The sequence below is a fragment of the Isoptericola jiangsuensis genome, assembly GCF_048320105.1.
Classification (GTDB): Bacteria; Actinomycetota; Actinomycetes; order Actinomycetales; family Cellulomonadaceae; genus Isoptericola; species Isoptericola jiangsuensis_A.
The window spans coordinates 3,138,712-3,164,099 of the sequence record NZ_CP182942.1; the positions used below are offsets into that span (position 1 = coordinate 3,138,712).

Below are 25,388 nucleotides of genomic sequence, written 5' to 3' on the forward strand. Positions count from 1 at the left end.
CACCACGCCACGCCGGGAGTCGCGCGGACGGCCGCCCACGGCATCGACCTGGGCGTCGCGATGCGCAAGGATGGAGGTCGTGCGTGAGTGGTTCGTCCGATTCGTCCTGCCCGTCGTCGGCCTTTCGGTCCTCCTCGGGGGCTGCAGCGACCCCGAAGGCCCGGCCACGCCGGACGGCGGTTCCGCGGTCGTCCCGCAGGTTCGCCAGCCCGCGTCGCAGGCGGTGCTCCTCGACGCCTCCGACCCGTCCGAGCTCGCCCTGACCGCGAGCCAGCAGGTCTTCGAGGCGTCGCCGGTCGCCGTCGTCGCCGAACCTTCCGACGACGTGTCCGTCCGGCGCACGCAGGCGGCCGCGGCGGACCTGCTGGGCGCCCCGGCGCTCCTCGTCGGCGGTGCGGTGTCCGCCGAGGGGGTCTCCGCCGAGCTCGAGCGGCTCGGCGTGCAGGTCGTCGTCGCCGTCGCGGTCGAGCCGGTGGCGCCACCGGCCGACGAGGCAGGCGCCCGGGCCGCGTCGGCGGCGGTCGACGTCCTGGAGCGGACGGCCGGCCTGGCGGGTGCGGACCTCGTCCGCCTCGACGCGGCAGAGGAGCTCGGGGGCGAGGCGATGGCGGACGCGACGGGCGCCGGGTCCTCGAGCGCGGAGGACGAGGCGGCGCTGCCCGCCGACGACGCCGCACGTCTGGCCGACGAGGTGGACGCGGCGATGGCGGCCAGACCGGCAGGAGCGCCGTCGTCGGCTCCGTCGGCGTCGGGGCTGCGCGAGGTGCTGGCCCTCACCGACCCGCAGCCGGGCCAGGAGGCCGCGATCGCGACCCTGCGTGCGGGGGGCGCCGTCGACCTGGCGGTGCCGGGAGGGGACATCGCGGGATCGCCGGGCGCGATCGAGGAGATCGACCGGGCGCAGGCGCTGGCCGTGGTGGGCGTCGGTCCCAGCTTCGGCGACGCGGCGACGTTCGCGTGGCGGGTCTCCGCGGCCGAGAACGGCACGTTGCTGCCGACCGGTGACCAGTCGCTCCTGCCGGCGCGGTACGTGACGACGGCGGGCAGGTCCGGCGAGGAGCCCGCCGTCGTCGTCGAGCGGGCCGACGCCGCTGCTGCCGCGTACGACGGGCTGGAGGGCGGGCCGGTGGTGCCGACCGTCGTCGTGCCGGTGAGCCTGCGCGCCGCGTACGCGGGCGACGACGGGGACTGGGTGGCGGAGGTGTCGCTCGAGGAGGTGCGGCCGCTGGTGGAGGCGGCCCGCGCCGCGGGGCAGTACGTGCTGCTCGACGTCGCGGCGGGCTCGTCGGTGCTGCGCGAGGAGGTGGAGCCGCTGGCGGACCTGATCGCGCTCGGCGGTGTGGGCGTGGCGGTGCACCCGGAGGCGCGTCGGTCGGACGGCTCGGTGCCGGCGCAGGAGGTGTCGATGGCAGAGGTGCGGGACCTCCTGGCCTATATTGAAGGAGTGGTAACTAATCAAGGTCTGCCGCCGGCGCTGGTGGTCGTCCACCAGACCAGGCCGGAGTCGGTCGCCGACCGGCCCGAACTCGCCGACGCGGTCGCCGGCACCGACGCCGTCGAGGTCGTGCTGCTCGCGGACCGTACCGGGGCGTCCTCGACCACCCCGTGGGTCTGGGACCGCATCGCCGGCGACGTGCCCGCCGGCGTCCACCTCGGATGGTCCGGACCGACCCTGGACGGTTACCAGCGCCCCGACCTCGTCCCCACGGACCCGGCGCCGTTGCTCGTCGCCGCGTCCTGACCTGGAGATCCGATGCTGCCCCTCGTCCCCTGGCCCACCGAGGTCACCCCCGCCTCCGGCCCGTCGCTCGCCCTGCCCGCCGTGCGCGTCGACCTGCCCGACGGTCTGCCCGCCTGGTTCGGCGCCCGGGTGGCCGAACAGCTCGACGCCGCCGGCGTGACCGTGCGCGGCCACCAGTTCTCCGCCGGTGAGGCGTCCGACGGCGAGGTGCGGCTCACGCTCCGCCTGGACGACGCGGCCGGACCTCCGGCGCCCGGCACCGGCGCGGACGAGCCGAGCCCCGAGCGGTACAGCCTGCGCACCACCGACGGCGCGATCGTCGCGACCGCCGCCGAACCCGTCGGCCTCCTGCACGCCGTGCGCACCCTGCGCCAGCTCGTGCGCCCCGCCGACGGCACCCCGACCTCCGTCGAGGGCACCCCGACCTCCGTCGAGGGCGGGATCCCGACCGTGCCCGCCGTCGTCGTGCACGACGCCCCGCGCTTCGCCTGGCGCGGCCTCAGCGTCGACGTCGTGCGGCACTGGTTCGGCCCGGACGACCTGCGCGCCGTCGTCGACCTCGTCGGTGCGTTCAAGCTGCGCGTGCTGCACCTGCACCTCACCGACGACCAGGGCTGGCGCATCGAGATCCCGTCGCGCCCCGAGCTGGAGAAGGCGTCCGACAACCAGGTCGGCGGCGGCACCGCCGGCTACCTCACCGTCGACGACTTCACCGCGCTGCAGGACTACGCGGCCGAGCGCTACGTGACGATCGTGCCCGAGTTCGACATGCCGGGGCACGTCAACGCCGCCACCCACGTGTACGGCCAGCTCACCGCTGACGGCCTGGCCACCGACGCCTACGACGGCATCGAGGTCGGCTTCTCCCGACTGTGGTTCGACAACCCGGCCACCGAGCCGTTCCTGCGCGACGTCATCGGCGACCTGGCGCGCATGACGCGCGGTGAGTGGGTGCACGTCGGCGGCGACGAGGTGCTGACGATGGAGCACGAGGAGTTCGCGCGGTTCGTCGACCTCGCCGCGCGGATCGTGCGCGAGCACGGCAAGACGCCGATCTTCTGGCAGGAGGGTGCGCGCGGCCCCGTCGAGCCCGGCACGCTGCTGCAGTACTGGGAGCCCAAGGGTGAGGAGTTCGAGCGGTTCGTGGCGGCCGCCGACGCCGGAGCACGGTTCATCATGTCGCCCGGCAACCACGCCTACCTCGACATGAAGTACACCCCCGAGCACCCCCTCGGCCTGCACTGGGCCGGCTACGTCGAGCTGCGGGACTCCTACGACTGGGAGCCCACCGCCGTGATCGACGGGCTGCCCGCCGGCGCCGTCGCCGGTGTCGAGGCAGCGGTGTGGACCGAGACGCTGACGACCCGGGACGAGCTGTTCTCGATGCTGCTCCCGCGGCTCGGTGCGGTGGCCGAGGTGGCCTGGACGGCTGCCGCAGCCAAGGACTTCGACGGCTTCGCGGCCCGCACGGCGGGGCTCGCCCCGGCCTGGCGCGCCGCGGGATGGACGTTCCACCAGACCCCGCAGGTCGCCTGGTAGCAGCGTCCGGCCGCCACCCGCGCCCGACGGCGTGGGTGGCGGCCGACGCGGACGGTGCGGGTGGCCGGGTCAGATCCAGTTCTGGAAGCGGAAGATCTGGCGCCAGTAGTCGTACGGCACCTCCATCGCGGACCAGAACGGGTAGAACGCGACGGACACGGCGGTGATCGCCAGCATCACCACGGCGATCACCGCGACGACGCCGGCCCGCCCGCGCCGACGACCGGTGCGTTCGAGCGCCACCACCATGGGATACAGCAGCGTGAGGATCACCCACGGCGTGAACGTGATCGAGTAGAACGTGAAGATGGTGCGCTCCGTGTACTGGAACCAGGGCAGCCAGCCCGCGACGGTGCCGGACAGCACGGCCAGCGCGCGCCAGTCCCGCAACCAGACGCCGAGCGCGATCGTCACCACGATGGCGATCGCGGCGAGGTACCACAGCAGCGGGTTGCCGAGCGCGGTGACCGCGACCGCGCAGCCGCCCGTGGTGTCCGCCGGGCAGGTGCCCTCCCCGGCGGCGTAGCGCTCCCAGTGGAACGACGTCGGGCGCCACTGCACGATCCAGCCCAGCGGGGACGCGGCGTAGGCGTGCTCCGAGCTGAGGCCGGTGTGGAACTTGTACATCTCCTGGTGGTAGTGCCACAGGCTGGCCAGCCAGTCCGGCATCCAGCCGACGGCCTCGCCCGGGTTGTCCGCCGCCCAGGTGCGGTAGTAGCCGTCCTTGCTCGCGATCCACGAGAACCACGACGCCAGGTAGGTGAGGGCAGCGACGGGCACGATCACCACGAACGCCGGCAGGGCGTCGTGCAGCAGCGTGCCGGTCACCCAGCGCCGTACCCCGGCGCGACGGCGGGCCGTCAGGTCCCACAGCACGGTGAGCAGACCGAAGACCACGATGAAGTAGAGCCCGGACCACTTGACCCCGCAGGCCAGGCCCAGGGAGACGCCCGCGGCGAGCCGCCACCAGCGGAAGCCGAGGCGTGGTCCCGTCGCGGCGAGGTTCCCGCCCGCCTCCAGGACGCCGGCGATCCTGGCCGCGAGCCGACGTCGGGCCTGCTCACGGTCCAGCAGCAGACAGCCGAACGCGACCAGCACCCAGAACATGAGGAACTGGTCGAGCAGCGCGGTGCGGGAGTGCACGATCGCCTGGCCGTCGATCGCGAGCAGGAACCCGGCGGCGAGCCCCATCGTGGTGCTGGCGAACAGCCGCCGCGCGATCCGCGCCAGGAGGAACACCGCCAGGATGCCGACGACGGCGCTCGCCAGCCGCCAGGCGAAGGGGTTCGTCGCGCCGCCCCCGGCCTCCATGCCCAGCCAGATCATCCACTTGCCGACCGGCGGATGGACGACGTAAGAGGCCTGGTCGAGATAGGTGTGGACGTCGCCCGCCTCGAACGCCGGGTTCGGGTCGTCGGGCCACTTGCGCTCGTAGCCCTCGGAGCCGAGGGTGAAGGCGTCCTTGACGTAGTACGTCTCGTCGAACACCAGCGTGCCGGGCTTGCCGAGGTTCCACAGCCGCGTCACCGCCGCGAGCAGCGTGATCAGGGCGACGCCGATCCAGCCGTACGCGCGGGCCTGCCACGTCGCGCCCAGGGCGAGGCGACGCTCGCCGAGCAGGCGGACGAGCAGCGTGCGCTCGTCCACGGCGGGCTGCCCCGGCGCTGCCGGGGACGCGGCGGAGGACGCCGGGGAGTCCGGGGAGGCCGGGGACGCGGCGGGAGAGGCCGGGGTCGCGAAGGGGTCGTCGTCCGTCGTGGCGGTCGTGGCGGTCGTGGCGGTCGTGCTCGTCGTGCTGGTCGACGGCGCGGTGACGGTCGCGACGACTGTCCCGTCCGACGGGGTGCCGTCAACCGCTGCGCCGGGGGACGTCCCGCCGCTCGACGTGCCACCGGACGTCGGGGTCGACGTCGACCGCCCGACCGTCAGCTGTTCCAGCGCGCGCAGGGCGCCGGTGACGACGGGCACCCCGCGGGTCTCCGGACGATGCCCGTGGACGTCCCGTCGAGACGGGTACCGGCGCCCTGTCCCGGAGCCCGGGACGGGGCCGGTGGCGGGGTCCGACGCCGTGGTCCCGCCGTCGGCAGGGGACTGGTCACCGGGTGCGGGGGAGTCGACGTCTCGGGCGCTCACCTCGGTCACTCTAGGGGGTCGGCGACGCCCGTGGGACAGTTGTGCCCATGAGTGCTGTCCCCGAGGCCGGGTCCGTCGTGCTGGCCGCCACCCCCATCGGCAACGTGGAGGACGCCTCACCCCGGTTGCTGCGCCTCCTCGCCGACGCGGACCTCGTCGCCGCCGAGGACACGCGCCGCCTGCACGCCCTCGCCGCACGGGCCGGCGTCGCCGTCACCGGGCGCGTCGTGTCCTACCACGAGCACAACGAGCGCGACCGGGCCGACGACCTGCTCGACGTCGTGGCCGACGGCGGCACCGTCGTCGTCGTCACCGACGCGGGCATGCCCGCCGTCTCCGACCCGGGGTTCCGACTGGTTGCCCGCGCCGTCGAGCGCGGACTGCCCGTCACCGCCGCCCCCGGGCCGTCCGCCGTGCTCACCGCGCTCGCACTGTCCGGGCTCGCGACCGACCGCTTCACCTTCGACGGCTTCGTGCCCCGCAAGGCCGGGGACCGTGCACGCTGGCTCAGCGCCCTGACCGCCGAACCGCGCACCATGGTGTTCTTCGAAGCACCCCACCGCATCGTCGAGACCCTCGCCGCCATGGCCGAGGCGTTCGGACCCGACCGGCCCGCCGCCGTCTGCCGCGAGCTCACCAAGGTCTACGAGGAGGTGCTGCGCGGCACGGTGGGCGAGCTCGCCGACACCGTCGCCGACCGCAGCGCGACCGGGGACGCGCTGCGCGGCGAGATCTGCGTCGTCGTCGGCGGGGCGCCCGCCGCAGCGGCACCCAGCGTCGCCGACCTCGTCGGCGAGGTGCTGACCCGCGTCGCCGACGGCGAACGCCTCAAGACCGTCGTGGCCGACGTCGCCACCACCGCCGGTGTCGCCAAGCGCGACCTGTACGCCGCGGCGCTCGCGGCCCGGCAGGCGTAGCGCGCGCCGTCGTCAGTCCCGCTCGACCCAGCGGTCGATCGCCCACACGACCGCCAGGGCCAGGCCGACGTCCACGCCGTCGACCACGTCGAGGGTGTAGGCGTCGCGGATCGTCACCCACTTCTGGGTGATCTGGACGACGTGCCGTCCCCCGCGCTGACCGAGTAGTTCTTCTCGATGAACGACCCCTCGATGGTCCACGGCTCGCCGCCGGGGACCTCCATGGACATGCGGTCCTTGATCGGGGAGAACATCTTGGCGCGCAGGGACGCGATCTCGGTGCCGTCGGCCCCGGAGATCGTCATGTGCTTGGGGATGCCGAGCATGCTGCCGCGCACCGTGTAGACGACCGTTCCCGCGGCGTCCTGCACGTCGGCCTTGGGACGCACGCCCACCTTGCCGTCGACGAACCAGCGCTGCTCCTCCGTCGTCGGGTCCAGGACGGCGAAGTCCCGACCCATGCCGAACCTGCTCTTCATCACGAACCGGTTCCAGCCCGCAGGGGGAGGGGGCAACGGCATGGGGGCTCCTCGGTCGACGTCGATACCTGTGGTCACCTGCACGCTAGTGCCGACCGAAGCCGTCGGCGCGGCGAGGACGGGCCCGCCACCTCGCCTTCCGCGCCACCTCGCCCTCCGTGCCACCTCGCGGTGCGGGTGCCACCCGCGCTACCGGGGCCGCAGCTCGACGCCGGCGGCGGCGAGCTCGGTGCGGGCCTGCTCGCCCTGCTCCGCCGAGACCGGCGCGGTGAGGTCCGTGAGCACCCGGGTGGCGAACCCGGCGCGCACGGCGTCGAGCGCGGTGTGCTTGACGCAGTGCGACTCGGCGAGCCCGACGACGTCCACGGCCGTCACCCCCGCGTCGTGCAGCACCGCCTCCAGCAAGCGCCCGGCGGCGTCCGTGCCCTCGAAGCCCGAGTAGCCGTGGTCGTACTGGCCCTTGCGGACGGCGACGTCGGCGGCGAGGTCCACCAGCGCAGGGTGCAGCGCCGCGTGGGGGAGTCCGCCACCCCGTGCACGGGCCAGCTGTTCACGTAGTCGGGGGCGTCGCTGAAGTGCTCGCCGGGATCGATGTGCCAGTCCTGGGTGGTGACGACCAGGTCGTACCGGTCACGGTGGGCGGCGACGTGGGCGGCGACGTCCGCCGCGACCCGGTTGCCGCCCTCCACGGGCAGCTCGCCGCCCTCGCAGAAGGTGGGTTGGACGTCGACGACGAGGAGCGCACGGGAGCTCATGCGACTCACTCTGCCATCTCCGCACCGTCGCGGCCCAGACCGCCGGTGCGGGACGTGGCGCTCGTGAGACCCGGCGGTGGCCCCGGCGGCAGGACCATTAGGATTCGACCCATGACCCACATCCTCTCGGCCGTGGCATGGCCCTATGCCAACGGCCCGCGGCACATCGGCCACGTCGCCGGCTTCGGCGTTCCCTCCGACGTCTTCAGCCGGCACATGCGGATGGCGGGTCACGACGTGCTGATGATCTCGGGCACCGACGAGCACGGCACGCCGATCCTCGTGCAGGCCGAGCAGGAGGGCGTCACCCCGCAGGAGCTCGCGGACCGCTACAACCGCGTCATCGTCGAGGACCTCACGTCCCTCGGGCTGAGCTACGACCTGTTCACCCGCACCACGACGCGCAACCACTACGCCGTCGTGCAGGAGATGTTCCGCACGGTGCACGCCAACGGCTACATGGTCGAGAAGTCGACGATGGGCGCCATCTCGCCGTCGACGGGGCGCACGCTGCCGGACCGCTTCATCGAGGGCACCTGTCCCATCTGCGGCTACGACGGCGCTCGCGGCGACCAGTGCGACAACTGCGGCAACCAGCTCGACCCGATCGACCTGAAGAACCCGCGCAGCCGCGTCAACGGCGAGACGCCGAAGTTCGTCGAGTCGAACCACTTCTTCCTGGACCTGCCGGCGTTCGTCGACGCGCTGTCGCTGTGGCTGGAGGGCCGCAAGGGCTGGCGCCCGAACGTGCTGAACTTCAGCCGCAACCTGCTCGACGACGTCCGCCCGCGCGCGATGACGCGCGACATCGACTGGGGCATCCCCGTCCCGCTCGAGGGCTGGGAGTCCAACCCGAGCAAGCGCCTGTACGTGTGGTTCGACGCCGTCATCGGGTACCTGTCGAGCTCGATCGAGTGGTCGCGCCGCCGCGGGGAGCCCGAGGCGTGGCGTCAGTGGTGGACGAACCCCGACGCCCGCTCGTTCTACTTCATGGGCAAGGACAACATCACCTTCCACTCGCAGATCTGGCCTGCCGAGCTGCTGGGGTACGACGGCGGCGGCACGAAGGGCGGGCAGCCGGGGCGGTACGGCTCGCTGCAGCTGCCCACCGAGGTCGTCTCCAGCGAGTTCCTCAACGTCGAGGGGCAGAAGTTCTCCTCCTCGCGCGGCGTGGTCATCTACGTGCGCGACATGCTGGCGCGCTACCAGCCGGACGCGTTCCGCTACTACGTGGCGGCGGCCGGCCCGGAGAGCCAGGACGTCGACTTCACGTGGGACAGCTTCCTGCGGCGCACCAACGACGAGCTGGTGGCGGGCTGGGGCAACCTGGTCAACCGCACCGCGTCGATGGTGCACAAGAACTTCGGGCAGATCCCCACGCCGGGCGAGCTGACGGACGTGGACCGCGCGGTGCTCGCCACGACGCAGGCCGCGTTCGACGGCGTGGGCTCGCTCATCGAGGCGAACCGTCAGCGGGCGGGCGTCGCGGAGGCGATGCGCGTCGTCGGCGACGTCAACCGGTACATCTCGGAGACCGAGCCGTGGAAGCTGAAGTCGGACCCGGACCGTCTCGCCACCGTGCTGCACACCGTCACGCAGGCGGTCAGCGACTGCAACACGCTGCTGGCACCGTTCCTGCCGCACTCGGCGCAGTCCGTGCACGAGGTGCTCGGCGGGTCGGGTCAGTTCGCGCCGCAGCCGGTGATCGAGGAGGTCACCGACCTCGACGACGACTCGCGGCAGTACCCGGTCATCACGGGCGACCACGACGGGGGCTACGACTTCCCGGCGTGGGCGTCGGTGCCGGTCGTGCCGGGCACGCCGATCGACAAGCCGACGCCGGTCTTCACCAAGCTCGACGACTCGATCGTCGAGGAGGAGCTGGAGCGGCTGCGCGAGAAGGGCTGAGTCCTCATGGCGCGCAAGCGTGAGCGCGGGTTCCCGCCGGACCCGGAGCCGTTGCCGGTCGCCGTCGTCGACAACCACACGCACCTGGACGCGATCGGTGACGTGCTGGGCCCAGAGGTCGACCATGCCGTCCTGACGGCCGAGCATGCCCTGGACGCCCGTCTGGCCGAGGTGACGGGCCGCCAGGACATGGTCGGCGGGCAGCTGGCGCACGCGGCGGCGGCTGGGGTCGACCGGCTCGTGCAGGTCGGCGGCGACCTGCCGTCGGTCGAGTGGACCGACGTGTTCCTGCGGATCGCCGCCGACCATGCCGTCTCGACGGCCGAGCATGCCCTGGCGGCCCGTCCGGGTCAGCAGACGGGCCACGAGGGCATGGTCGGCGGGGGGCGGCAGGTGGCGCGGGTGCTCGGGGCGGTCGCGATCCACCCCAACGAGGCGGTGCTGCACGCCGGCGTGCGGGAGATCGGCCCCGACGGCCTCGAACCGGACCCGCAGCCGCACCACGCCACGAGCCTCGACGACGCGATCGCCCGGGTCGCCGCCGTCGCCCGCGACAACCCGCGCGTGCGCGCCGTCGGGGAGACGGGCATGGACCTGTTCCGCACCGGCCCGCAGGGAGAGGCGGCGCAGCGGGAGTCCTTCCGGGCCCACGTGGCGCTCGCCAAGGAGCTCGGGCTCGCGCTCCAGATCCACGACCGCGACGCGCACGCCCAGGTGATCGACGTCCTGCTGGCCGACGGCGCCCCCGAGCGCACCGTGTTCCACTGCTTCTCCGGGGACGAGCAGATGGCGCACCTGGCCGCCGAGCACGGCTGGTACCTGTCGTTCGCCGGGCCGGTGACCTATCCGCGCAACGAGCACCTGCGTGCCGCGCTGCGGGCGGTGCCCCTGGACCTCGTCCTCGTCGAGACCGACGCCCCCTACCTCCCGCCGCACCCCTACCGGGGCCGACCCAACGCCCCGTACGTCGTCGGGCACACGGTCCGGGCGATGGCCGAGATCCTCGACCGCCCGCTGGTCCAGGTGTGCGACGCCGTCTCGGCGACGTCCGAGCAGGTCTACGGGCCGTGGTGACCGGGCGGCGGGTCTTCCCCCTCGGCGACGAGTCGACTACGGTCTGGTGACCGTGACGACTTCCGGGGCACGACGACGCGATGCTGCGCGCCGCAGCGCCGCCGAACCGTTCGTCGGCCGCCGCGGACCGCTGCCGCGGGCGATGCGCACGCTGGTGCACGGGGCGATCCTCGCGGCGGTCGCCGTCGGGGCCTACGGCGTGGTCAACACCCATTCGCACCTCGTGATCGACGTCGACGGCACGGTGCGTTCGGTGGACGGCTACGGCCGGACCGTCGGCGACGTGCTGGCGTTCCACGGCATCCACCCCGGCCCCGACGACCTCGTGCAGCCCGCCGCCTCGGCGCCCGCGCCGCGCGACGGGCAGGTCGTGGTGCGTTCGAGCCGTGAGGTCACCCTGGAGATCGACGGCGAGCCGATGACGGTGCCGACCACCGCGCTGACGGTGGGGGAGCTGCTCGTCGCGCTCGGGCCGCGCGGTGCCGGGGCGGTCACGTCGGCCTCCCGCAGCTCGGCCCTGGGCCGCGACGCCGTGCGCGTCTCGACGCTGAAGACGGTGCACGTGTCCGTCGACGGATCGGTGCTGGCGCTGCGCACCACCGGCTCGACGGTGCGCGACGTGCTCACCGAGGCGGGCATCAGCCTCGGTGAGGAGGACGCCACGTCCGTGCCGTTGGGTGCGGCGGCCGTGGACGAGATGGTGGTCGTCGTCAGTCGGGGCGAGACGACGTCGGACCGGATCACCGAGGTGATCCCGTTCGAGACCGAGGAGATCGAGTCGGACGAGCTGCCCGTGGGCTACGAGACGGTGCGGACCCGCGGCGTGCCGGGGGAGCGGGTCTCGACGTACGAGGTACGGACCCTGGGCGGCGCGGAGTACGAGCGCGAGCTGGTCGACCGGTCGGTCACGGTCGAGCCGGTCACCGAGGTGGTGGTCGTGGGGACCCTCGACGTCTCCGACGTCCAGGTCGACCCCGGCTCCGCCAAGGCGATCGCACGGTCGCTCGCGGCGGAGCGCGGTTGGGGCGACGGGGAGTTCTCGTGCCTCGACAAGCTCTGGACCAAGGAGTCCAACTGGCGCTGGAACGCCGAGAACCCGTCGAGCGGCGCGTACGGCATCCCGCAGGCCCTGCCGGGGTCGAAGATGGCGTCGGCCGGCTCGGACTGGCGGACGAACCCGACGACCCAGATCTCGTGGGGGCTCGGCTACATCGACGGCCGGTACGGCACGCCGTGCTCGGCGTGGAGCCACTCGATGTCCGTGGGTTGGTACTGACCCAGGTCCCGCTGCCGGGCCTCGTGGGGCGTCGGCAGAACTTTTGCGCCATACCCCCGCATAACCGGACGTACCTATCGTAAAGGCTGTTGGAAGTCAATCACGATCAGGTTACGGTCTTCGGAGCCCGCCGGACCGACCTCGGACCCGACCCCCTTGTCGGACCCCCGTCGTCGAGCCGGAACTGCCGACGACTGGATCCTCGTGAACGACTCGCACCTCGACCCCGCCGCACCCGCCGACGCCGAGCAGACCGCTCGTCGTCGTCGCCGCTGGCCGCTGGTCGCCCTCGCCATCGTCCTCAGCCTCGGCGTCACCGGTGGCGTGGCCGCCGCCGTCTCCGAACAGCTCCGCAAGGACGTCACCATCGACGTCGACGGCGACCTCGTGAACGTCTCGACGTACGCCGCGACCGTCCAGGACGTGCTCGACGACCAGGGCGTCGACTACGGCGCCAAGGACGAGGTCACCCCCGCCGCAGGGTCCGACCTGCGCGACGGTGCCGTCGTCCAGGTCCGCTACGGCCACCAGCTCACCGTCGAGACCGACGGCGAGGAGCAGGACGTGTGGGTCGCCGCGCTCGACGCCTCCGAGGTGCTCGACGAGCTCAGCGCCCGCGACGACGCTGCCAAGCTGCTCCCCTCGCGCTCCGCCGAGCGGGCCTCGCTCCCGATCCGCCTCGACACCGACGGGCCCGTGGCCCTCGTCGTCGGCGGCGAGGAGACGATCGTCGACGACGGCGCCCAGACCCTCCAGGAGCTGTTCGCCGACCAGGGCGTCACGATCGACGAGGACGACGTCGTCCACGTCGAGAGCGTCGAGGCCGTCGAGCCCGGCGACCCGACCGTGCGCGTCGTCGTGCAGGTCGTCGACGTCGAGGACGTCACCACCACCAAGAAGGTCGCGTTCGACACCGTCACGGAGCAGGACTCCGACCGGTACGTCGACGAGGGCTCCTACGTCCAGACCAAGGGCAAGAAGGGCGAGCGGACGATCGTCCACCGCGTCACCACCGTCGACGGCGAGGAGACCGAGCGGGAGAAGATCTCCAGCAAGGTCACGACCAAGCCGGTCGACAAGGTCGTCGTCGAGGGCACCAAGGAGCGCCCCGAGCCGGAGCCGGAGCCCGAGCCGGAGCCCGCGACCTCCTCGAGCTCCTCCTCGAGCTCGTCCTCGGGCTCCTCGTCCTCCTCCGGGTCGAGCTCGTCGTCCGGCTCGTCGGGCGGCAGCGCACCCTCTGGGGTGTGGAGCCAGCTCGCCCAGTGCGAGTCCGGCGGCAACCCGTCGACCAACACCGGCAACGGCTACTACGGCCTCTACCAGTTCTCGCTGCCGACGTGGCAGGCGATGGGCGGGTCCGGGCTGCCCTCGGAGGCCTCCGCCTCCGAGCAGACCATGCGGGCCCAGAAGCTCCAGGCGCAGTCGGGCTGGGGTCAGTGGCCGGCCTGCGCGGCCAAGCTCGGCCTGCTGTAGAGCCTCGATCACGAAGGGGCGGCGTCCCCGGTCCGGTCTGACGACCGGACCGGGGACGCCGCCCCTTCGTGCTGTCCGCACCGGGCCGGCCGCCGTGCGGGCCGCGCGGTCGTCGTGTGGAGGGCGGTGAACAGGCCTGTGCATGCCCTGTGAAGGTGCCGTGCGAGCCGGTCAGAGGTGACCCGCACTTTGCGGTGCTGGATCACGAAGCGGTTACGGTCGGGTGTCTTTCGCGCACAACGGGAACGACCTGTTGTATGGCGCCGATCCTCGATCAGGGTCGACACGTACTCACGATGGAGCCTCATGACCCCCGAGCCCGAGAACTTCGGGTCCACGACGGCCGAGACCCGCGCCGTCACCCGGACCCGCCGCACCCGACGCCGCCGCGTCATCATCGCCTCCGCCACCGCCGGAACCCTCGCCCTGGGCGTCGGGTCGGCGGTCGGCGTCTCGAACGCCCACAAGACCGTCACCCTCGACGTCGACGGCGAGTCCCGCACCGTCTCCACGTTCTCCGGTGACGTCGCGGGCCTGCTCGCCGAGGAGGGCGTGGACGTCACCGACCGTGACGCCGTGACGCCCGGCCCCGACGCCGAGCTCTACTCCGACAGCGACGTCGTCGTGCGCACCGGGCGCGAGGTCGACGTGGAGGTCGACGGCGAGGAGCACACCGTGTGGGTGACCGCCGCGGACGCCGCCGAAGCCCTCAACCTGCTCAACCAGCGCGGTGACGACGTCCACCTCGTCGCCTCGCGCTCCGCCGAGCGTGCCGCGCTGCCGGTCGATCTGCCGTCCGACCAGCCGGTCGCCGTCGTGCACGACGGCGCCACCGACGTCGTCGACGGTCCCGAGGACCTGGCGGCCGCGCTCGACACCGTCGACGTCACTCTCGACGACGACGACCTCGTGTCCGTCACCGCCGCGGACGACGCCGGCGTCAGCGCCGAGGACCTCGCCGACGCCGACCTGCCCGCGGGCGCCGACCTGCCGCAGGTCGCCGTGGTCGTGGAGCGCGTCGAGGTCGAGACCGTCGAGAAGGTCAAGAAGATCGCGCACGAGACCACCACGAAGAAGAGCGACGAGCGCTACGAGGACCTCGACCCCAAGGTGCGGACCGAGGGCGCCGACGGCGAGCGCACCGTGGTGCGCGAGGTCACGACGATCGACGGCAAGGAGGTCTCGAACAAGAAGATCTCCTCCGAGGTCACCTCCGAGCCCGTCACCGAGGTCCTGGTGCAGGGCACCAAGGAGCGCCCCGAGCCCGAGCCCGCCGAGGAGTCCGGCTCCTCCGGCTCGTCCGGGGAGACGTACTCCGGGTCCAACCGCGACATCGGCCGGCAGATGGCTTCCGCGCGCGGCTGGACGGGTTCGCAGTGGACCTGCCTGGAGTCGTTGTGGACGCGCGAGTCGGGCTGGTCCCACACCGCCGCGAACCCCTCGTCCGGCGCCTACGGGATCCCGCAGTCGCTGCCCGGTTCGAAGATGGCCTCGGCCGGCTCCGACTGGCAGACCAACCCCGCCACGCAGATCACGTGGGGCCTGGACTACATCGCCGGCCGGTACGGCACGCCGTGCTCGGCCTGGGGACACTCGGAGTCGGTGGGCTGGTACTGACCCGTCCCGGCGGGCGATACTGCCACCCATGACCAACACCCCTGGCGCCCTGCTCGGCCCTGCGGAGATCCGCGAGCTGGCAGGGCGCCTCGGCGTCCGGCCCACCAAGACGCTCGGGCAGAACTTCGTGCACGACGCCGGCACGGTCCGCAAGATCGTCCGTGCGGCCGGGGTGCAGCCCGGCGACCGCGTCGTGGAGGTCGGCCCCGGTCTCGGGTCGCTCACGCTCGGGCTGCTGGAGGCGGGTGCCTCCGTCGTCGCCGTCGAGATCGACCCCGTCCTCGCCGGGCAGATCGCCGACACCGTCGAGCGGTACGCCCCCGGGGCGGACTTCGAGGTGGTGACCGCGAACGCCCTGGACGTCACCGCGCTGCCGGGCGAGCCGCCGTCGGCCCTCGTGGCGAACCTGCCCTACAACGTCGCCGTGCCGGTGCTCCTGACGTTCCTCGAACGGTTCGAGAGCCTGCGGTCGGTGCTCGTCATGGTCCAGGCCGAGGTCGCGGACCGTCTCGCGGCGCCGCCCGGGTCCAAGGTGTACGGCGTGCCGTCGGCCAAGGCCGCCTGGTACGGGACCGCCCGGCGGTCCCTGAACGTCTCGCGGCACGTGTTCTGGCCCGAGCCGAACGTCGACTCCGCGCTCGTCGCCGTCGACCGGGGTGAGCCGCCGGTGACGACGGCGCCGCGCGAGCGGGTGTTCGCCGTCGTCGACGCGGCCTTCGCCCAGCGCCGCAAGACGCTGCGGGCCGCGCTGGCCGGGATCTTCGGCTCCGGAGCCGCCGCGGAGGAGGCCCTGCGCGCCGCGGGCGTGGACCCGACGCTGCGCGGGGAACGCCTGACGATCGACGAGTTCGCGCGGATCGCCGAGCAGCTCGGCGCCGTACCTGGCACGGTGGTCGCGTGAACCGACTCACCGCCGCCCCGTCGCCGTCGGTGCGCGTCCGCGCGCCCGGCAAGCTGAACCTGTCGCTGCGTGTCGGCCCGGTGGAGGACGACGGCTACCACCCGCTGGTGACCGTGTTCCAGGCCGTCGCGCTGTACGAGGAGGTCACGGCCACCGAGGTGCCCGAGGGCACCGGCATCGCCCTGACCGTGGACGGCCCGCACGCCGACCAGGTGCCGCTCGACGCCTCGAACCTGGCGTGGCGTGCCGCCGAGCTCCTCGCGGAGCACGTCGGGGTGGGTGCGGACGTCGCGCTGCACCTCGCCAAGGGCGTGCCCGTCGCCGGGGGGATGGCGGGCGGGTCCGCCGACGCCGCTGCCACGCTGGCGGCGTGCGACGCGCTGTGGGCGACGGGGCTGTCCCGCGACGACCTCGTCGGCCTGGCCGCCCGGCTCGGCTCCGACGTGCCGTTCGCGCTCGTCGGGCACACCGCCGTCGGCACCGGGCGCGGCCACCTGCTGACCCCCGCGATGACGCGCGGCGAGTTCCACTGGGCGTTCGCCACCCAGGCCGAGGGACTGTCGACGCCGGCGGTGTACGGGCAGTTCGACGCGCGCACCGGCGGGCGGGCGCCCGCCGTCGACCCCGCCGACGACACCGACCTCATGCACGCGCTGCGCGCGGGCGACCCGGTGGCGCTCGGTCTCGCGCTGCACAACGACCTGCAGGACGCGGCGATCGACCTGCGCCCCGAGCTGGAGCGCACCCTCGAGATCGCGCAGAACGGCGGCGCGCTGGGCACCCTCGTGTCGGGGTCGGGGCCGTCCGTCGCGGCGCTCGCCCGGTCCCGGCAGCACGCGCTGGCGATCGCGGCGACGTGGACGGCCGAGGGTGCGGCCGACTCCGTGTGGTGCACCACCGGGCCGGCCGGGGGCGCGCGCGTCCTGTGAGCCGGGGCTCCGCGGCGTCGTCGCGGGTCGTCGCGGGTCGTGCCGGGTCGTGCCGTGGTCGCCTCAGGCGAGGTGCTTGCGCAGGAACTCCACCGTGGGTGCGAAGCGGTAGTGCTGCCCGCCCTCGTGGCCGTTGTAGGGGTAGACGTCGATGTGCTTGTCCTCGTTCGCCCACGCGTTGAACGCCGCGTACACGGTCGACGGCGGGCAGACGGCGTCCATCAGGGCGGTCGAGAACAGGCCGGCGGCCCGGGCCCGGCGGGCGAACGACACGCCGTCCAGGTAGGACAGGGTCCGCCACACCGCGTCCTCGTGCTCACGGTGCACCGACAGGTACTGGGTGATCTCGCCGTAGGGGAACGCGTCGGAGATCTGCACGGCGCGCCGGTAGTGGCACAGGAACGGCACGTTCGGTGCCGCGGCGACGACGTCGGGCAGCAGGCCGGCCACGGCGATCGCGATGCCGCCGCCCTGGCTCGTGCCCGTCACCGCGACGCGCGCCGGGTCGATGCCGTCCATCTGACGGACCGCGTCGACGGCGCGCACGCCGTCGGTGAAGACGCGCCGGTAGTAGTGGTCGGCCGGGTCCAGGACGCCGCGGGTCATGAAGCCCGGCGCGGCCGGGGCGTGCCCCACCGGGTCGGGCGTGTGACCGCCCGAGCCCCAGCCCGACCCCTGCCCGCGGGTGTCCATGACGAGGTGGGCGAACCCGGCCGCCGCCAGACCGAGGTGCTCGTGCGCCAGCCCCCGTCCGCCGCCGTAGCCCACGAACTCCACCACGGCGGGCAGCGGGCCGTCCGTGCGCGCGGGCCGCACCAGCCAGGCGCGCACGGGGTGACCGTCGAACCCGGGGAAGGTGACGTCGTCGACGGTGATCTCCGTCAGTCCGGACTCCACCCGCTCCACCCGGGGAGTGCCACCGCACCCGCGCGCCTGCGCGACGGTGCCCGCCCAGAAGTCGTCGAAGTCGGCCGGCTCGTCGATCTCGGGGGCGTACCGTTCGAGCTCGGGCACGGGAAGGTCGAACTGGGCCATGCGGGGGGTGCTCCTCGGGTGTCGCGACGACGGACGGCGGTGTCGCTCCGAGGGTAGCGCCCGCATCGGGGGCGACTACCCTGTCGAGGTGGCACATCTCCTCGGCGCGGACGGCATCGCGCTGACCATCGGCACCCGAACTCTTCTCGACGACGTCTCCCTCGGTCTCGACGACGGCGACCGGGTCGGCATCGTCGGCCCCAACGGCGCCGGCAAGTCGACGCTCCTTCGCCTGCTCGCCGGGACGGCCTCGCCCGACGCCGGACGGGTCACCCGGGTGGGCGGCTCGCGGCTCGGCATGCTCGACCAGCGCGACGACGCCGCCCCGGGAGCCACGGTCCTGGACCTGGTGCACGGCGACGGCGACACCCACGAGTGGGCCTCCGACGCCCGGATCCGTGGTGTGCACGCCGGGCTGCTCGCCGACCTCGACCTCGACCAGCCCGTGTCGACCCTGTCCGGTGGTCAGCGCCGTCGGGTCGCGCTCGCCGCGCTGCTCGTGGAGGACCCCGACGTGCTGCTGCTCGACGAGCCCACCAACCACCTCGACGTCGAGGGCGTCGCGTGGCTCGCCCAGCACCTGCGCCACCGCTACGGGGCGTCCGGCCGGCCCGGGCAGGGGGCGCTCGCCGTCGTCACCCACGACCGCTGGTTCCTCGACGAGGTGTGCAGCCGCATGTGGGAGGTGCGCGGTGACGGCAGCGGCGCCGTCGACGGGTACGAGGGCGGCTACGCGGCCTACATCCTGGCCCGCGCGGAGCGGACCCGGCAGGCCGCCACCGCCGCCGAGAAGCGCAACAACCTGCTGCGCAAGGAGCTCGCGTGGCTGCGCCGCGGCGCACCCGCGCGCACCTCCAAGCCGAAGTTCCGGCTCGACGCCGCCTCCGCGCTCATCGCGGACGAGCCCGCACCGCGCGACACCCTCGAGCTCACCCAGATGGCCACCAAGCGCCTCGGCAAGGACGTCCTCGACCTCGAGGACGTCACCGTCACCGTGCCGACGCCCGACGGCGGCCGGCGCACCCTGCTCGACGACGTCACCTGGCGCCTCGGCCCCGGCGACCGGTACGGCGTCGTCGGCGTCAACGGTGCCGGCAAGACGACGCTGCTGGCGCTGCTGGCGGGACGACGCCGGCCGGACGGCGGCCGCGTGCGACGCGGCAAGACGGTCGAGGTGGCCGAGCTCAGCCAGGAGGTGACCGAGCTGGACGAGCTCGGCCACCTCACCGCCGTCGAGGTCGTGGACCGCGAGAAGCGCACCGTCGTCGTGGACGGCAAGGAGCTCACCGCCGGGCAGCTCACCGAACGTCTCGGGTTCACGCGCGAACGCGCCCACACCGTGGTGCGCAGCCTCTCCGGCGGGGAACGACGACGCCTGCAGCTGCTGCGCCTGCTCGTCTCCGAGCCCAACGTGCTGCTCCTCGACGAGCCCACCAACGACCTGGACACCGACACCCTCGCCGCCGTGGAGGACCTGCTCGACGGCTGGCCCGGCACGCTCATCGTCGTCTCCCACGACCGCTACCTCCTGGAGCGGGTGTGCGACCGCCAGTGGGCGCTGCTCGGCGACGGCGCGCTGCGGGACCTGCCGGGCGGGGTGGAGCAGTACCTGGAGCTGCGCCGTGCTGCCGGGGGGTCGTCGGCGGCCTCCTCGACCCCCGCCCCGGCCGCCCCGGCGGGTGGCCCGGCCGGGACCACAGGGTCGGCCGGGACCACAGGGACGACGGCGACGCCGGCGGAGCAGCGCGCCGCCCGCAAGACGGTGCAGCGCCTCGAGAAGCAGCTCGGCCGGCTCGCGCAGGAGGAGGCCCGCCTGCACGACCGGATGGCCGCCGACCCGACCGACTTCGAGGCCACGGCGAAGCTCGACGCGCGGCTGCGCGAGGTCCTCGCCGAGAAGGACGAGCTCGAGCTGGAGTGGCTGGAGGCCGCCGAGCTCGCCGAGTGACCCGACGGCGCCCGACCTGACCGGTCGCCGCCAGGTCCCGGCGGTCAGGGAACCCGGTAGCCCGCCGCGCGGAACAGCTCGTACCACTCGGCACGGGTCAGCGGGACGTCCGAGCCCTGCGCGGCGCCCTCGACCCGCTCCGGCGTGGTGGTGCCCAGCACCACCTGCATCTGCGCCGGGTGCCGCGTGATCCACGCGACCGCGATCGCGATCGGCGGCACGTCGTACCGCGCCGCCAGTCGGTCGATGACGGCGTTGAGCTCCGGGTAGTCCTGCGAACCGAGGAACACCCCGGTGAAGAACCCTGCCTGGAACGGCGACCACGCCTGCACCGTGATGTCGTGCAGGCGGCAGTAGTCGAGGATCCCGCCGCCGTCGAGCGTGAGCGCCTGCTCCTCGCCCGCCATGTTCGTGGCCACGCCCTGCGCCACGATCGGCGCGTGCGTGATCGACAGCTGGAGCTGGTTCGCGACGATCGGCTGGCGCACCGACCTCTTCAGCAGGTCGATCTGGCGCGGCGTGTGGTTCGACACCCCGAACGAGCGCACCTTGCCCGTCGACTCCAGGTGGTCGAACGCGCGCGCCACCTCGTCCGGCTCCACGAGGGCGTCGGGGCGGTGCAGCAGCAGGATGTCCAGGTAGTCGGTGCCCAGCGCCTCCAACGAGCCCTCGACCGACGCCACCAGATGGTCGTACGAGTAGTCGAAGTACGGGCCCTCGGGCACGATCCCGGCCTTGGACTGGATCGTCAGCTCGGCGCGCTGCGACGGTGTGAGCTGCATCGCCTCGGCGAACCGGCGCTCGCAGCCGTGCAGGTCCTTGCCGTAGACGTCGGCGTGGTCGACGAAGTCGATGCCGGCGTCCCGGGCCGTGCGGACGAGGCCGCGGACGGCGTCGTCGTCCATGTCGGCGATGCGCATGAGCCCGAGCACGACGTTCGGGACGTCGCGGCCCGTGGTTCCCAGGGGGACGGTCCTCATGATCTTCTCCTGTCTCGGTCAGGCCGAGAGCTCGGCGAGCTCGTCGGCGGTCAGGGTGAGCTCGGCCGCGCGGACCGAGTCGGTGATGCTGGCGGGGCGGGAGGCCCCGGGGATGGGCACGACGACGGGGGCGAGCGCCAGCTCCCAGGCGAGCGCGACCTGGTGGGGGCTGACGCCCCGGCGCCCGGCGACGCGGCCGAACGCGGCGTGCGCCGACCCGAGGTCGCCGGCGCGGGCGATGCCGCCCAGCGGTGACCAGGGCAGGAACGCGACGCCGAGCGCGGCGCAGTGCTCGAGCTCGCCCAGGCTGGAGCGGAACGCGGGGGAGAACTGGTTCTGGACGGACGCGAGCCGTCCGTCGAGCACGTCGTTCGCCTCGTCGATCTGCGCGACGGACGCGTTGGAGATGCCGGCCCGGGCCACGACGCCCTCGTCGAGGAGCTCGGCGAGCGCGCCGATCGAGTCGGCGTAGGGGACGGCCGGGTCGGGACGGTGGAACTGGTAGAGGCCGATCGCCTCGACGCCGAGCCGGCGGGCCGACGCCTTCGCGGCGGCCTTGAGGTGCTCGGGGCGGCCGTCCTTCGTCCACGACCCGTCGCCGGGGCGCAGGTGCCCGCCCTTGGTGGCGACGAGGACGCCCGAGGCGTCGCCGCCCCAGGAGCGCAGCGCGCGGGCGATGAGCTCCTCGTTGTGGCCGACCTCGTCGGCGTCGCGGTGGTAGGCGTCGGCGGTGTCGATCAGGGTGACGCCGGCGTCGAGCGCGGCGTGGATCGTGGCGATCGACCGGGCCTCGTCGGGCCGGCCCTCGATGGACATCGGCATGCCGCCGAGCCCGACGGCGCTGACTGCTGCGTCTGCGATGGTGCGCTGCTGCACGGTGCTCCTCGTCGATGTGACTTCTCGGACCCGCCGGGTGGTGGACCGGGTGTGCTCTCGACGATAGGAAGGAGGAGGATGAGAAGTCCAACGGAAGATGCTCATGACATTGAGAAGCAGGAGTGATCGATGGAGCTGCGTCAGATGGAGTACGTCGTCGCCGTGGCGGAGGAGGGACACTTCACGCGCGCCGCGGCGCTGTGCGGCGTCAGCCAGTCCGGTCTGTCGGCGGCGATCCGGTCCCTGGAGAAGGAGCTGGGCGCCCCGCTGTTCCAGCGCACCACGCGGCAGGTGAGCACGACCGCGGCCGGGCGGGCCCTGCTGCCGTTCGCGCGGCGCATGCTCGCCCAGGCCGCCGGCGGTCGCGACGCCGTCGTCCGGGCCAGCCGGCAGCTCTCCGGACACCTGCGGGTGGGGTCCGAGCAGTGCCTCGGCGTGGTCGACGTCGGCTCGCTGCTCGAACGGTTCCGGCTGCGCTACCCGCTCGTGGAGATCCAGTTCGTCCAGGCCGGCTCGCACGAGCTCGCCGCCCAGCTGCGCGCCGGGGACCTCGACGTCGCGTTCCTCGCCGCGACCGAGCACCTGGGCGGGCTGGGCCGCCTCGAGCTCGGCCGGCGCGACCTCGTGGTGCTCACGCACCCCTCCGACCCCCTCGCGGGGGCCGCGGAGGTCACCTGGGAGGACCTGGCGGAGCGGGACTTCGTCGACTTCCGGGAGACCTGGAGCGTCCGGCGGCTCGTCGACGAGGCATTCGCCGTCCGGCACCTGCAGCGCCGCGTGCGGATGAGCGTCGACGACGTCCACACCCTGCTCGACTTCGTCCAGCGTGGCCTGGGCATCGCGGTGGTGCCCCAGCACGTGGCGACCAAGCCCCAGGCCGCCGGGCTCACGGCGTCGTCGCTGCCGGACCGGGGCCGTCCGCAGTGGGTGGTCTCGGCGGCGTCGTCACCGCTCGCGGCGCCGACGGCGGCGCGGTTCCTGGAGCTGCTCGTGGAGGCGAACCTGGAGGTCTCGCCCGCCGCGTGAGGGGCGACGCCTCAGCGGTCCAGGTACGTCGGGCGCGACGCCATCCAGAGCGCGACCGCCATGACCGCCAGCAGGCCGAGGACGACGCCCAGCGGGACGGTCCAGCCGCCGGTGGCCTCGTGGACCGCACCCAGCACGGTCGGCGCCGCGGCGGCGCAGGCGTAACCGGCGGTCTGGACGACGGCGGAGCCCCGGCGTGCCGCGGCGACGCTCGGGGAGCGCTGGGCGAGCAGCGTGAGGATCACGGTGAAGTTGCCGCCCTGCGCGGCGCCCGCGAGGCACACCCACAGCCACCACAGGTCGGGCGCGAGCAGGAGCCCCACCGGCAGGCTGATCCACATCACCGAGAGCGTCGCCGCGACGGCGCGGGCCGTGACCCGGCGGGACAGGGCGAACGGGACGAGGAACGCCCCGGCCACGGCCGCGAGCTGGAACGGGGCGGCGCCACCGCCGGCGGCGGCCGGGCCCAGCCCGACCCGGTCGGCCAGGATCGACGGCAGCCACGCCGTCATCGCGTAGTAGCCGCACGCCTGGCCCCCGAACGCCAGGCTGAGCAGGACGACGAGGCGGCGCTGCGCGGCGCGGACGGACGCTCCGCCGTCGGTCCCGTCGGTGCCGGACGGCCCGGGGGCGGCGTCCGCCTCCCGGGCAGCGTCCGCCGCGCGGTGGTGCGCGGCGAGCCCACGCCCGGCGGGTACCCAGGCGGCCAGGGCGACGACGGCGAGCACGCCCCACCCGGCGAGCGCCCACTGCCACCCGTAGGCCACGGCGAGGGGAACGGTGAGCAGGGTGGTGACGGCGGAGCCCGCGTTCATGGTGGCGGCGTAGGCGCCGGTGACGGAGGCGGCGCGGTCGCGGAAGTCGCGGGCGATGACGACCGGGACGGCCACGTTGCCGACGGTGATGCCGATGCCGAGCACCGTGGTGCCCACCATGGCGGTGGCGACCGAGCCCGTCGAGCGCAGCACGGTGCCGCCCAGGATGGCGAGGAGGCCGAGGGTGATCGCCTTCTCGGGGCCGATCCGTGCGGTGAGCGCGGACGCCACCGGGGTCAGGAGCGCGAAGCAGAGGACGGGCAGCGAGGTGAGCAGGCCCGCACCGGCGGAGGTCAGGCCGAGGGAGGCCGCGACGTCGTCGACCACCGGGGGCAGCGACACGATCGGTGCGCGCAGGTTGACCGCGGCGAGCAGCAGCGCCAGCAGCGCGAACCCGCCGGCGGCGGCGCCTGCCGCCCGGCCGGCGCCGCGGTGGGACCCGCCGTCGGCGGCGTCACTCATCGAACTGCGCACCCAGGGTGCGCAGCAGGGCGGCCAGGCCGGGGCGCTCGTCGGCGGGCAGGGCGTCGAGCACGGACGCCTCGACGTCGAGCAGGTCGCTCATGGCGGCGTCCACGCGGCTGCGTCCCGCGGCGGTGAGCTGGACGAGCACGCCGCGGCGGTCGTCGGGGGAGCGGTGCCGTTCGACCAGGCCGCGGCGCTCGAGGCGGTCGATGCGGTTGGTCATCGTCCCGGAGGTGACGAGGGTCTGCGCGACGAGGCGACCGGGCGAGAGGCGGTAGGGCTCGCCGGATCGGCGCAGCGCCGACAGGACGTCGAACTCCCAGGTCTCGAGCTCGTGACGGGCGAACGCGCCGCGGCGGGCGCGGTCGAGGTGGCGGGCCAGGCGGCTGACGCGGGAGAAGACCGTCAGGGGCTCGACGTCCAGGTCGGGTCGTTCCCGCTGCCAGGCGGCGACGATGCGGTCGACCTCGTCGCCGGTGTGGGTGCTCTCCATCCGGCCAGCCTAACGCCGGTATCTCGACGTCAAGACTCTTGACGGCTCAGCGACCGATGAGCCCGGGTCTCTTCTCCATGCCCGCCAACCCGTTCCAGGCCAGGTTCACCAGGTGCGCGGCCACGTCGGCCTTCTTCGGGCGGCGCGCGTCGAGCCAGTACTGGCCCGTCAGCGCCACCATGCCCACGAGCATCTGCGCGTACAGCGGGGCGATCTTCGGGTCGAGGCCGTTGCCCTTGAACTGGTCGGCGAGGATGTGCTCCACCTGCGTGGCGACGTCCCCGATGAGCGAGGAGAACGTGCCCGTGGCCTGGGCGACGGGGGAGTCGCGGACCAGGATCCGGAAGCCGTCCTCGGACGCCTCGATGTAGCCCAGCAGCGCCAGCGCGGTGCGCTCCACCATGACCTTCGGGTGCCCGCCCTCGGCCAGCGCCCCCGTCAGAGCCGAGGTCAGCGCCTGCACCTCGCGGTCCACGATCACCGCGTAGATGCCCTCCTTGCCGCCGAAGTGCTCGTACACGACCGGCTTCGAGACCCCCGCCGTCGCGGCGATCTCCTCCACGCTCGTCCCGTCGAACCCCTTCGTGGCGAACAGCCCGCGACTGACCGTGACGAGCTGCTCTCGGCGCTGGCTCGCGGTCATCCGGGCGCGGGGGGCGCGCTTCGTCTCACGGGCGTCGGCAGGCATGCACCCCATTGTGCCTGGTGGCCGGGGCTCCGGTCGCCCCGTGCGCCGCCCACCCCCGACGACCTGGCAGACTGAGACACGGACGTGTGACGGCGGGGCGCGGAAACCGGGCTCGCCGGCAGGTGCCGGGACCCGGCGCCGCGTCCGGTCCGCCTTGGTGTAATCGGCAGCACAAGGGTTTTTGGTGCCCTTGGTCCAGGTTCGAGTCCTGGGGGCGGAGCTCGCCCGAGATCCCGACAGAGACGGAGCAGCGGTGGTTCCCACGGCCCCGAACGGTGACCAGTCCACGCCGACGACGACGGTCCGACCGACCGCCGTCG

20 protein-coding genes, 1 tRNA gene and 1 pseudogene are annotated in these 25,388 nt (G+C 73.6%); 13 read left to right on the plus strand and 9 right to left on the minus strand.

Features of this window, described 5'->3' with window-relative positions; genetic code table 11:
* Positions 1–70 precede the first annotated feature (70 nt).
* Together ACNHYB_RS14430 and ACNHYB_RS14435 are read left to right on the plus strand one after the other, a co-directional pair.
* A complete protein-coding gene (locus ACNHYB_RS14430; protein WP_418276042.1) occupies positions 71–1,741 on the plus strand; it encodes a hypothetical protein in 1,671 nt (556 codons plus the stop codon).
* Between the two features lie 12 nt (positions 1,742–1,753).
* Positions 1,754–3,280, plus strand: a complete 1,527-nt coding sequence (locus tag ACNHYB_RS14435) for a family 20 glycosylhydrolase (protein ID WP_418276043.1) — start codon at positions 1,754–1,756, stop codon at positions 3,278–3,280.
* Positions 3,281–3,349: 69 nt separating this feature from the next.
* Here the strand turns inward: ACNHYB_RS14435 and ACNHYB_RS14440 are convergent, their stop codons facing one another.
* Complete coding sequence (locus ACNHYB_RS14440; protein WP_418276044.1) at positions 3,350–5,413, minus strand: dolichyl-phosphate-mannose--protein mannosyltransferase; 2,064 nt, start codon at positions 5,411–5,413, stop codon at positions 3,350–3,352.
* A 47-nt stretch (positions 5,414–5,460) separates the two neighbouring features.
* Here ACNHYB_RS14440 and rsmI point away from each other — a divergent pair, with 47 nt between their 5' ends.
* Positions 5,461–6,330, plus strand: a complete 870-nt coding sequence (rsmI, locus tag ACNHYB_RS14445) for a 16S rRNA (cytidine(1402)-2'-O)-methyltransferase (protein ID WP_418276045.1) — start codon at positions 5,461–5,463, stop codon at positions 6,328–6,330.
* A 113-nt stretch (positions 6,331–6,443) separates the two neighbouring features.
* Here the strand turns inward: rsmI and ACNHYB_RS14450 are convergent, their stop codons facing one another.
* Both ACNHYB_RS14450 and ACNHYB_RS14455 read right to left on the minus strand, forming a co-directional pair.
* A complete protein-coding gene (locus tag ACNHYB_RS14450; RefSeq protein WP_418276046.1) occupies positions 6,444–6,851 on the minus strand; it encodes a hypothetical protein in 408 nt (135 codons plus the stop codon).
* Positions 6,852–6,998: 147 nt separating this feature from the next.
* Positions 6,999–7,564: pseudogene (locus ACNHYB_RS14455) on the minus strand (isochorismatase family protein).
* 111 nt (positions 7,565–7,675) lie between these two features.
* Here ACNHYB_RS14455 and metG point away from each other — a divergent pair.
* The 7 genes from metG (at position 7,676) to ACNHYB_RS14490 (ending at position 16,742) form a co-directional block, all read left to right on the plus strand.
* Positions 7,676–9,472 carry a methionine--tRNA ligase gene (gene metG, locus ACNHYB_RS14460; protein WP_418276047.1) on the plus strand — a complete coding sequence of 599 codons (1,797 nt, stop codon included), beginning with the start codon at positions 7,676–7,678 and terminating at the stop codon, positions 9,470–9,472.
* Positions 9,473–9,478: 6 nt separating this feature from the next.
* On the plus strand, positions 9,479–10,546 hold the full coding sequence (locus ACNHYB_RS14465) for a TatD family hydrolase (protein ID WP_418276048.1): 1,068 nt from the start codon (positions 9,479–9,481) through the stop codon (positions 10,544–10,546).
* Positions 10,547–10,592: 46 nt separating this feature from the next.
* Positions 10,593–11,822 carry a ubiquitin-like domain-containing protein gene (locus tag ACNHYB_RS14470; protein ID WP_418276049.1) on the plus strand — a complete coding sequence of 410 codons (1,230 nt, stop codon included), beginning with the start codon at positions 10,593–10,595 and terminating at the stop codon, positions 11,820–11,822.
* A gap of 204 nt (positions 11,823–12,026) precedes the next feature.
* Positions 12,027–13,295 (plus strand): transglycosylase family protein, encoded by a 1,269-nt coding sequence (locus ACNHYB_RS14475; protein WP_418276050.1) that lies wholly within the window; start codon positions 12,027–12,029, stop codon positions 13,293–13,295.
* 306 nt (positions 13,296–13,601) lie between these two features.
* The gene (locus tag ACNHYB_RS14480; protein WP_418276051.1) at positions 13,602–14,912 is read left to right on the plus strand and encodes a ubiquitin-like domain-containing protein; all 1,311 of its coding nucleotides are present in this window, start codon (positions 13,602–13,604) and stop codon (positions 14,910–14,912) included.
* Positions 14,913–14,940: 28 nt separating this feature from the next.
* Complete coding sequence (gene rsmA, locus ACNHYB_RS14485) at positions 14,941–15,813, plus strand: 16S rRNA (adenine(1518)-N(6)/adenine(1519)-N(6))-dimethyltransferase RsmA (RefSeq protein WP_418276052.1); 873 nt, start codon at positions 14,941–14,943, stop codon at positions 15,811–15,813.
* Positions 15,810–16,742 (plus strand): 4-(cytidine 5'-diphospho)-2-C-methyl-D-erythritol kinase, encoded by a 933-nt coding sequence (locus ACNHYB_RS14490; protein WP_418276053.1) that lies wholly within the window; start codon positions 15,810–15,812, stop codon positions 16,740–16,742. Before rsmA ends, ACNHYB_RS14490 begins: the two co-directional genes overlap by 4 nt.
* 63 nt (positions 16,743–16,805) lie before the next feature.
* Here the strand turns inward: ACNHYB_RS14490 and ACNHYB_RS14495 are convergent, their stop codons facing one another.
* A complete protein-coding gene (locus ACNHYB_RS14495; protein ID WP_418276054.1) occupies positions 16,806–17,777 on the minus strand; it encodes an acetylxylan esterase in 972 nt (323 codons plus the stop codon).
* A gap of 88 nt (positions 17,778–17,865) precedes the next feature.
* On the opposite strand from ACNHYB_RS14495, the gene ACNHYB_RS14500 reads away from it, so the two are divergent.
* Positions 17,866–19,725: an ABC-F family ATP-binding cassette domain-containing protein gene (locus ACNHYB_RS14500; protein WP_418276056.1), complete on the plus strand. Its 1,860-nt coding sequence runs from the start codon at positions 17,866–17,868 to the stop codon at positions 19,723–19,725.
* A gap of 44 nt (positions 19,726–19,769) precedes the next feature.
* Here ACNHYB_RS14500 and ACNHYB_RS14505 read toward each other — a convergent pair whose 3' ends face one another.
* Both ACNHYB_RS14505 and ACNHYB_RS14510 read right to left on the minus strand, forming a co-directional pair.
* Positions 19,770–20,705, minus strand: a complete 936-nt coding sequence (locus tag ACNHYB_RS14505; RefSeq protein ID WP_418276057.1) for an aldo/keto reductase — start codon at positions 20,703–20,705, stop codon at positions 19,770–19,772.
* Between the two features lie 18 nt (positions 20,706–20,723).
* Positions 20,724–21,581, minus strand: a complete 858-nt coding sequence (locus ACNHYB_RS14510; RefSeq protein ID WP_418276058.1) for an aldo/keto reductase — start codon at positions 21,579–21,581, stop codon at positions 20,724–20,726.
* Positions 21,582–21,710: 129 nt separating this feature from the next.
* On the opposite strand from ACNHYB_RS14510, the gene ACNHYB_RS14515 reads away from it, so the two are divergent.
* Positions 21,711–22,607: a LysR family transcriptional regulator gene (locus tag ACNHYB_RS14515; protein ID WP_418276059.1), complete on the plus strand. Its 897-nt coding sequence runs from the start codon at positions 21,711–21,713 to the stop codon at positions 22,605–22,607.
* 11 nt (positions 22,608–22,618) lie between these two features.
* Here ACNHYB_RS14515 and ACNHYB_RS14520 read toward each other — a convergent pair whose 3' ends face one another.
* From ACNHYB_RS14520 to ACNHYB_RS14530, 3 genes are read right to left on the minus strand one after another with little or no spacing between them, the layout of a single operon-like run.
* A complete protein-coding gene (locus ACNHYB_RS14520; RefSeq protein ID WP_418276060.1) occupies positions 22,619–23,884 on the minus strand; it encodes a CynX/NimT family MFS transporter in 1,266 nt (421 codons plus the stop codon).
* Entirely contained in the window at positions 23,877–24,380 is a 504-nt protein-coding gene (locus ACNHYB_RS14525; RefSeq protein WP_418276061.1) for a MarR family winged helix-turn-helix transcriptional regulator, read from the minus strand. The genes ACNHYB_RS14520 and ACNHYB_RS14525 overlap by 8 nt, the downstream gene beginning before the upstream one ends.
* A gap of 46 nt (positions 24,381–24,426) precedes the next feature.
* Entirely contained in the window at positions 24,427–25,023 is a 597-nt protein-coding gene (locus tag ACNHYB_RS14530) for a TetR/AcrR family transcriptional regulator (RefSeq protein WP_418278066.1), read from the minus strand.
* 193 nt (positions 25,024–25,216) lie between these two features.
* On the opposite strand from ACNHYB_RS14530, the gene ACNHYB_RS14535 reads away from it, so the two are divergent.
* A tRNA-Gln gene (locus tag ACNHYB_RS14535) sits at positions 25,217–25,288 on the plus strand.
* Positions 25,289–25,388 lie beyond the last annotated feature (100 nt).